This is a genomic window from Halorubrum distributum JCM 10118, assembly GCF_000337335.1.
GTDB lineage: Archaea > Halobacteriota > Halobacteria > Halobacteriales > Haloferacaceae > Halorubrum > Halorubrum distributum.
Genome location: NZ_AOJN01000001.1, coordinates 36,195 through 42,905, shown reverse-complemented (window position 1 = coordinate 42,905; position 6,711 = coordinate 36,195). Strand labels below are relative to the sequence as shown.

At 53.9% G+C, this 6,711-nt stretch carries 7 protein-coding genes; 3 read left to right on the top strand and 4 right to left on the bottom strand.

The window, feature by feature from the left end:
• Positions 1 to 170: 170 nt before the first annotated feature.
• Positions 171 to 497 carry a uracil-DNA glycosylase family protein gene (locus C466_RS00155; RefSeq protein WP_004595424.1) on the top strand — a complete coding sequence of 109 codons (327 nt, stop codon included), beginning with the start codon at positions 171 to 173 and terminating at the stop codon, positions 495 to 497.
• Positions 498 to 684: 187 nt separating this feature from the next.
• Here the strand turns inward: C466_RS00155 and C466_RS15615 are convergent, their stop codons facing one another.
• Positions 685 to 1,581, bottom strand: a complete 897-nt coding sequence (locus tag C466_RS15615) for a glycosyltransferase family 2 protein (protein WP_239641153.1) — start codon at positions 1,579 to 1,581, stop codon at positions 685 to 687.
• A 780-nt stretch (positions 1,582 to 2,361) separates the two neighbouring features.
• Positions 2,362 to 3,162 (bottom strand): glycoside hydrolase family 16 protein, encoded by an 801-nt coding sequence (locus C466_RS15610; protein ID WP_455428777.1) that lies wholly within the window; start codon positions 3,160 to 3,162, stop codon positions 2,362 to 2,364.
• Positions 3,163 to 3,594: 432 nt separating this feature from the next.
• On the opposite strand from C466_RS15610, the gene C466_RS00150 reads away from it, so the two are divergent.
• Positions 3,595 to 4,416 (top strand): recombinase family protein, encoded by an 822-nt coding sequence (locus tag C466_RS00150; RefSeq protein ID WP_193366032.1) that lies wholly within the window; start codon positions 3,595 to 3,597, stop codon positions 4,414 to 4,416.
• A gap of 78 nt (positions 4,417 to 4,494) precedes the next feature.
• Here the strand turns inward: C466_RS00150 and C466_RS00145 are convergent, their stop codons facing one another.
• Positions 4,495 to 4,851 carry a hypothetical protein gene (locus C466_RS00145; protein WP_004595427.1) on the bottom strand — a complete coding sequence of 119 codons (357 nt, stop codon included), beginning with the start codon at positions 4,849 to 4,851 and terminating at the stop codon, positions 4,495 to 4,497.
• Positions 4,852 to 5,310: 459 nt separating this feature from the next.
• On the opposite strand from C466_RS00145, the gene C466_RS00140 reads away from it, so the two are divergent.
• On the top strand, positions 5,311 to 5,712 hold the full coding sequence (locus tag C466_RS00140) for a hypothetical protein (protein ID WP_239641152.1): 402 nt from the start codon (positions 5,311 to 5,313) through the stop codon (positions 5,710 to 5,712).
• Positions 5,713 to 5,808: 96 nt separating this feature from the next.
• Here the strand turns inward: C466_RS00140 and C466_RS00135 are convergent, their stop codons facing one another.
• Entirely contained in the window at positions 5,809 to 6,267 is a 459-nt protein-coding gene (locus C466_RS00135; protein WP_004595429.1) for a site-specific integrase, read from the bottom strand.
• Positions 6,268 to 6,711: the final 444 nt, after the last annotated feature.

Genomic DNA, 6,711 nt, shown 5'->3' with positions numbered 1-6,711 from the left:
GCGGCTTTGTGAAGTACTGATCATGGATCTAGGTCTTATTCGGGAACTAATCAGCATCCTCGCTGTTGGTGTGGCCCTCTTCGTACTCTATATGGAGATGTGATAGATACCTCCTCAAACTTCCCGAGATAGGCAAGATGTTATCAATCTGTTTTTTGAATTTGTTTGTGATGATTTCGGACAAGTTGCAGCAGGCAGATGTGGATCCTGAGAAGGATTATCAACTCCGGGCGTTGGATCCGGATCTTGTGATCACCTTCGGCGGAAACGCGTGGCCGGCACTCCGACGCTCGACCACGCCGGAGCCCGTCATGGAGACGGACGCCGACCCAGAGAGTATCATGGCCATCCACGGGATACTCCACCGTATCTCCGAACCGGTCAATACCCACGTACTCCCGCTGGCTCATATGAGTGGGCAGGTCTGGTGGCGGTTCCCACCTGAGGAGTACATCTCGCGACTCAGCAAGGCGCTTGAAGTGCTCGAACGCCAGTAGCGAAAACGACGGAGCGTGACACGCATCGTCTCGATATGAGATAGCGACTCTACAGATTGTGGGCAGTCACGAGTTTGGGCGGACTACATGTCGAGATAGGGGCCGCAAGCCTGAATGTTGGTACTACATTCGTAGACCGCCTCACTCCAAGTTGTGTACTTCATGGACCTCAGCCATACACTCTCAATCAGTTTTGTTCTGCGTTCGATTCCTCAGATCGACTGCTCTCGTCTATTTTGTCGGTCACTTCAAACGTGTCTGGCGTAGATAAGACACCCCAAAGCGCTCCAATCGAGTGAAGGATTGTTGTAATTGGTGCGAGTACCATGGTTGCGACAGCGATGCGGGCTGTCGGGCGGTAACGCAGAACACCGATCATTATCCAGACGTACATAAACCCAAGCAGAATGAACGAAATGATTCGGTACGGCTCTGAGAAAAAAATATCAATTCCAGGTAAAAAAGTCACTGCGGCCAGTACTGGAATCACGCCAGTCATCGACCATGATAGGTCACGAATGCCGTACATTAGAATCCTATCGAGAGAGAGGATATTGTTGTCTTCACGACTCCCGGCAATCCAGCGACGACGTTGTCGGAACATCGATTGAATGCTAGGAGGGGCTTGGTTGGAAACTCGATCAGGGATGAACGCGAAGGATACGTCGCGGTCAACTTTTTTGAATGCTCGCCAAAGAAATAATGTATCTTCAATGACTGTCTCATAATCCCAAGTAACCGTCTTTTCTAAGGATGTCCGGACTGCTAGTCCTCCGCCCCAAGCATAGAGTGGGATCTTGAGACGAGGAAACGACCGCTGCTCAACCTGAAATCCGATCCGATTTATTTCACAGAGATACGTGATCAAACTTCCCGTTTGTCGGGGGTATTCATTAAACTGTATAATATCGGCGTCTGGGAAGCCACCGAACTCGGTTATGTGGCTATCCTCATCGAGATAAAGGACAAACTCACGATCACAGGAGATCGATTGTCGCGCCCACTCTAGCGCTCGGCCTTTATTTGTCGCTTCGCACTCAAAGCTGTCCGGCACCACCTGAACTGTCGCACCGGGAACTTCCATCGGCTCCTCAGCAATGACGTATCTGTCGTCGAAAGAATTGGGGAGGCGGCGAACAGTCTCGCGGACGACTGACTCGGCATTCACAGTCAAGATACGCACTTGTGCGTGTCTTGGACCGTACCGGCGAGCTGGCGGAGTGTACCAGATACCATATCTGAGCATCTCATAAATCCAGTAAAGACTACCAGCTAAGTAGAGGCTAAGGACTGTCCACAGGAGGATTGTTGCCCCGGTATCTACACCACTAAATTGTAAGTTAACCGGTACTAATCTTATCAATGACATCTAAAATCACTTGTGGTCAGAGGAATAGTCTATTCCTACATAATAATCAGATAGATTAAGTAGATCACGAGAAATTACACTTACTGAATATAATTTCCATTCTCTCACTCGTTGAGGGCTTGAGTTGAGACAGGTATACACATGATAAATAACACCCATCTGAATATTAATCTGGTGATAAAGCACATAGACTGAACGATCTGTACAACGCTATTTTAAGTACTTCATATCCAGCTTGTATTCCTTAGCGTTTTTAATCACCGTCTCAACCCCTGGAACTGACGAATGCGACCAGTACAGCTAATTCACTATATCAGAGATATTAACTTTCACACGATGTCAGTTTTTTACTATTTACACTAACAGATAACACGGAAGATAGCACAAATAAAAATCGATAAGCAGGCTGCCGAAGAAATAGTGCGGGCAGCAGAGACGGGACAGAATCACTGAACCGAAGCGGAAAAATAGACCATAGAGAACAACGATTTGTCTTCAAGACCGTAGAGCAGACACTTTGACCCAGTCAATAACGAGCTGTTCCGTCCATGCTTGATCAAGGTCTGCTTTGCCAATTCGGTTGACATGATTTGAGAACACGAGCCCAAATGGCCGGGCCGTAGGTGCAGTAAGTGAAGCTGTCATTGCTGGTGGCGTTGAGCGCGTCGCGATTTGTCGTCGATTAAAATACCATTCGACGCAGTCTTCGAACCACGCACAGCCGTACGTATTGAAGCTCTCGCTGAGATCTTTGCCAACGTCTACCGACGAAGGAGCGTGTTCATGCGTGTCTCTGTCGTCGGGCTCACCCGATGAACTCCAGTGAACGTCTACGTGTAGTGAGCGGCGTTCTGCCTCCGGGTTATCCCCCTGTTGAAACAGTTCAACAACATCAATTTCAGGGGGCCAGTTCATGTTCGCCGGGTGCATCCAGAACGCGGGCAACACTCCAATCCGGCCCGGTAGTTTGAGACGAGCCTCCACATATTGGCCGGGAGAGGGGTCGATCGGAATGCCATCCGGCGGATGGTGAGGCTCGTTTCCCACACTCGAATTGATCACTCCTTGGTAACAGCCGGAAGGGCCCGTCCCTTCAGACTCCACCTGTAAAATACACTGTTCGTTTTCCACGAACACGTGATCGGAACTCACAGTCGCATCGTCCTTGGGAATCCGGTCTTCGCGATCTATGAATCCAACGCCCCACCGGTCAGTATCGAACTGCTCCCAATCTTCCTCAACGACGACTGTCCAGTTCCCATCGGGCCCAGAGGCTGTCGGTGTAATGTCCTCCATTATTCTCTCTTGGGTTGTTCCGAGACNTTCCTCAACGACGACTGTCCAGTTCCCATCGGGCCCAGAGGCTGTCGGTGTAATGTCCTCCATTATTCTCTCTTGGGTTGTTCCGAGACACCCCGATCCGAAAGCCGTTCCCAACGCGGTGAGAGTTGTCCGGCGAGGTATCCGACCGGAGTTCATGATACGGTGACAAGACTGCTGGTGTATTAATTTTATTTACTATTCAATATCAGAGAATACTTCATAAAATCTGTACTGAATTCATTCTCTAAATATTACACGATCTAATATAGCGTATTTAAAATATATGCTACTGTATCATCATCCCCAGAACGGGCTAGTTAATCTCAATTGTGTCTAGAAGGTAGTGGTAAACGCGGAACCGCAGTAACCCCCACTTGTTTAATACAATAGCACGTCCTCGAAAACGTGAGCGAAAACGGACCCTCAGACGCAGCAATCTACGCCCGGGTTTCGACATCGGACCAAGACGTGTCTCGGCAGCTCGACGAGGCGCGCGAACACCTGGAACGTCTCGGTGTCAAGGACATTGAGGAGTATCCCGAAATTGTCTCTGGCGCTGCCGACACCGACACTCGCGAGGTGTACAACCGACTCCTCGATGATGTCGAGACGGGACAGTTCGACCTCGTGGTCGTTCACGAAATTAGCCGACTTTCTCGGCTCGGTCCGACTGAGATTCACGAGTTCATCCAACACTGCTTAGAACATGACACCGGCGTCGAGGCCCTCGACGTCGGGTTAAAGATCCACGTCGACGACGGGGAGCTCCAGCAGACGATATACAGCATGGTCGCTCGGTTGATGGGCGACCTCGCACAGATAGAACACCAGCAAAAGCTCCAGCGAATCCGGTCGGGCGTCCGCGCCGCACAGTCCGCCGGAAAGTGGACCGGGAGGCCGCCAGCAGGGTTCGTCGTCGAGGACGGCTACCTCCGCGTTGATCCGGCCGAGTTCCTACACGTCCGGGAGGCCCTCACCCGTGTCGACCGCGGTGAGTCGTTCGCGACTGTCGCCGGCGACACCGGCATCGCCGAGTCGACGCTCCGGAGTCTCCACCAAGATCGGCGCGACCTCTACCTCGGCGGCGAAGCTGAAGACGACCGCGTCGACGAGGCGCTCACCGACGTCCGTCCGCTACAGGATGCACGTGCCGAGGATCCCAACCTCGAAGAGCTGCGCGAACGCGTCGAGCGATTAGAGGAGGCCACGGACATTAACAACCGCTAGCGCTTCTACCCCCTCAATCTCCGACACACGAGCGATCGTAGGCCTGCCTGACGGCAGGCTCAATGATTTATGTTTCTATCATACCGAGATATCTACCTCTCTACTTTCCCACTTCTCTTCTACCTCATCTACTGACTTCTCGTTGTCAACCACGTCGGCTAAGTCGCGGAGGTACTCTACGATGTCATCGTTTTCTACGTCCCATCGCTGATCCGAGATGGATTTGAGACTCCTCGCTAGCTCACGAGCTTCATCAGCCGTGTAAGCTGCGTCAGTCTCACCAATATCAACGATGACAGCAAACTCGTTGTCGGTGATGCTGAGGTTCAACGACGACACCTCGCCGTCAATAATGCTGCTCGATACCCCGTCCTGAAGATCTGACTCATACATTATGTAGTCGATGTTGTCGGTCCCATTTGAAATCGGGGGCATCGTCAGGGTCGGAGCGGTCAACTTTTGATCGGGGGCATGGTACTCCTTTGACCCGATCTATTCTACTGATGGAGACCTTTCGGCTACCTAATATATTCTGCTCAACGACCCGTGTCAGACACGTTTCCCGACAGATTATTATTCAGGACCAGAAGGGGTGTCCTGGATTCTTCCCCCAAGACACCGAACCGACCGATTATCGGCCGATGAGGGTGGTTTACGGAAATGTTGTGGCAGGGCGACAGAACGGTGCGCTTGCCGCCGGTGGATCAGCCGCGCGTGTACTGTATCACCCACATGATGAATACCACGAGCGCGGCGAAGACTGTGTGCGGTCCAAACATACCGATGAACGCGTCGATGAGCATGTTCATGCTCCAATCGCAGAGACGCCTGCGAGTTCCATATAAACCCACGCGCCGGTTACCGATGTCGAGCGCGTCAGAGGTCCGGGATCTCATGACCGATGTAGACAAGCCCGATAGCGAGGCCGATGACGGCTCCCGGCGTGGCGTGTACCTCACCCGCCACCGGGTCGATATGGAACGCGCCGGTCGTACCCCACACGACGCCGGCGAAGACGGCCCACGCGCCGAGCGCGACGGCGATCCCTGCGGCCTTTCGTCGAGATGGTGGGTAGTCGAGCTTGTCGGATGCCTTCGCCGCGCTGTGTTCGAGCAGGAGTCGCGCCCGAGTCCACGCGCTGACTGGGTCGGACGCAGCTGGTGCTTCGTGATCGTCGGCGAACGCGCCGAAGGTCTGCTGCCGGTCGCGCGCTTCAGCTTCGAGCGGGTCCGGCAGGTGGTCGTACTTGTGTCGAGCGACGTCGCCCTGAGGCGTGATACGGTCGAGGGCGATTAGGTCTGCGTTCTCCCGAACCGTCGCGTAGCTCTCGGGTTGAGGGTCGACATCGTACGGGCCGTCTGTCGGCTCGCCGAGCGCGGCGGAGATCTTGTGCTACAACTGCGCGAACTCGGAGCTCACGTAGTACTGCGCGGTGCTGAGGTACTTCCACCCTATCAGCATCTTCAACCCGTGATTGTCGAAGCCGTTGAGCATGATCCAATAGTTCGCTGCCGACGCGCGGAGCGACTGCGGCATCATGCGGTCGGGGTCGATGCCTTCGGTCACTTCAGCCAGCCGGGTGAGACGCCGGCGGACCGTCTCGTCGGTCATGTCGAACTGGCCTTGGACCTCGAGGAAGCGCTCGATGATGTCTCGCCCCCGCTCTTGGAGCACTGGTATCTGCCGCCCGCCGGCGTGCGACTTCGGCGACCAGTAGTCGTCGTAGAAGTCTTCGGGCTCGGCGTCGGCATCATCCGCGTTTCGTGCGCGCGCCTTGGCGAGGGTCCGGCAGTGGCTACAGATGGTCTCCTCGAAGGCGCGGTGGCAGTCCTTGTGATACGGGACGGTCACGGCGACGATCTCCCCGGCTGCGTCTCGAACCCCAGTTGCTCACAGAGTACAGGACGGTTCTCTAAGTAGTCGACGAGAGCTGTTTCGTACTCCTATCCGTGGAGTTCTTTCAGTACGAACACCCGAAAGAGCGTAGACATCTCGTATCGTGTGGGCCCGGTGTAGCGATCCTCGGCGTCAAAGATGGCACAGGCCAACGGGAGCGAGCAGACGAATTGCTCGACGGAGGTATGATCATCGTGTCTGAACCACGTTGTAGAGACGATACGAACGTCCGATTCTAGACCAGCAAGCGACGTCCGATCGTACAACGGTGTCGAATCGTACGCCGGCCAATCAGTATGCGAATGTCTTGCGATCCGTCGGAAGACCACCCGACGAGACTCCGGGGTTACCGTCATATTCACTACCTCAGTATCTCTTATCGATGAGTTTCTCTGGAGC

Coding starts and splice junctions, on each gene's coding strand:
- C466_RS00155 (WP_004595424.1), top strand. CDS start 171: ATGATTTCGGACAAGTTGCAGCAGGCAGATGTGGATCCTGAGAAGGAT.
- C466_RS15615 (WP_239641153.1), bottom strand. CDS start 1,581: ATGGAAGTTCCCGGTGCGACAGTTCAGGTGGTGCCGGACAGCTTTGAG.
- C466_RS15610 (WP_455428777.1), bottom strand. CDS start 3,162: ATGGAGGACATTACACCGACAGCCTCTGGGCCCGATGGGAACTGGACA.
- C466_RS00145 (WP_004595427.1), bottom strand. CDS start 4,851: ATGCCCCCGATTTCAAATGGGACCGACAACATCGACTACATAATGTAT.
- C466_RS00140 (WP_239641152.1), top strand. CDS start 5,311: ATGACCGATGTAGACAAGCCCGATAGCGAGGCCGATGACGGCTCCCGG.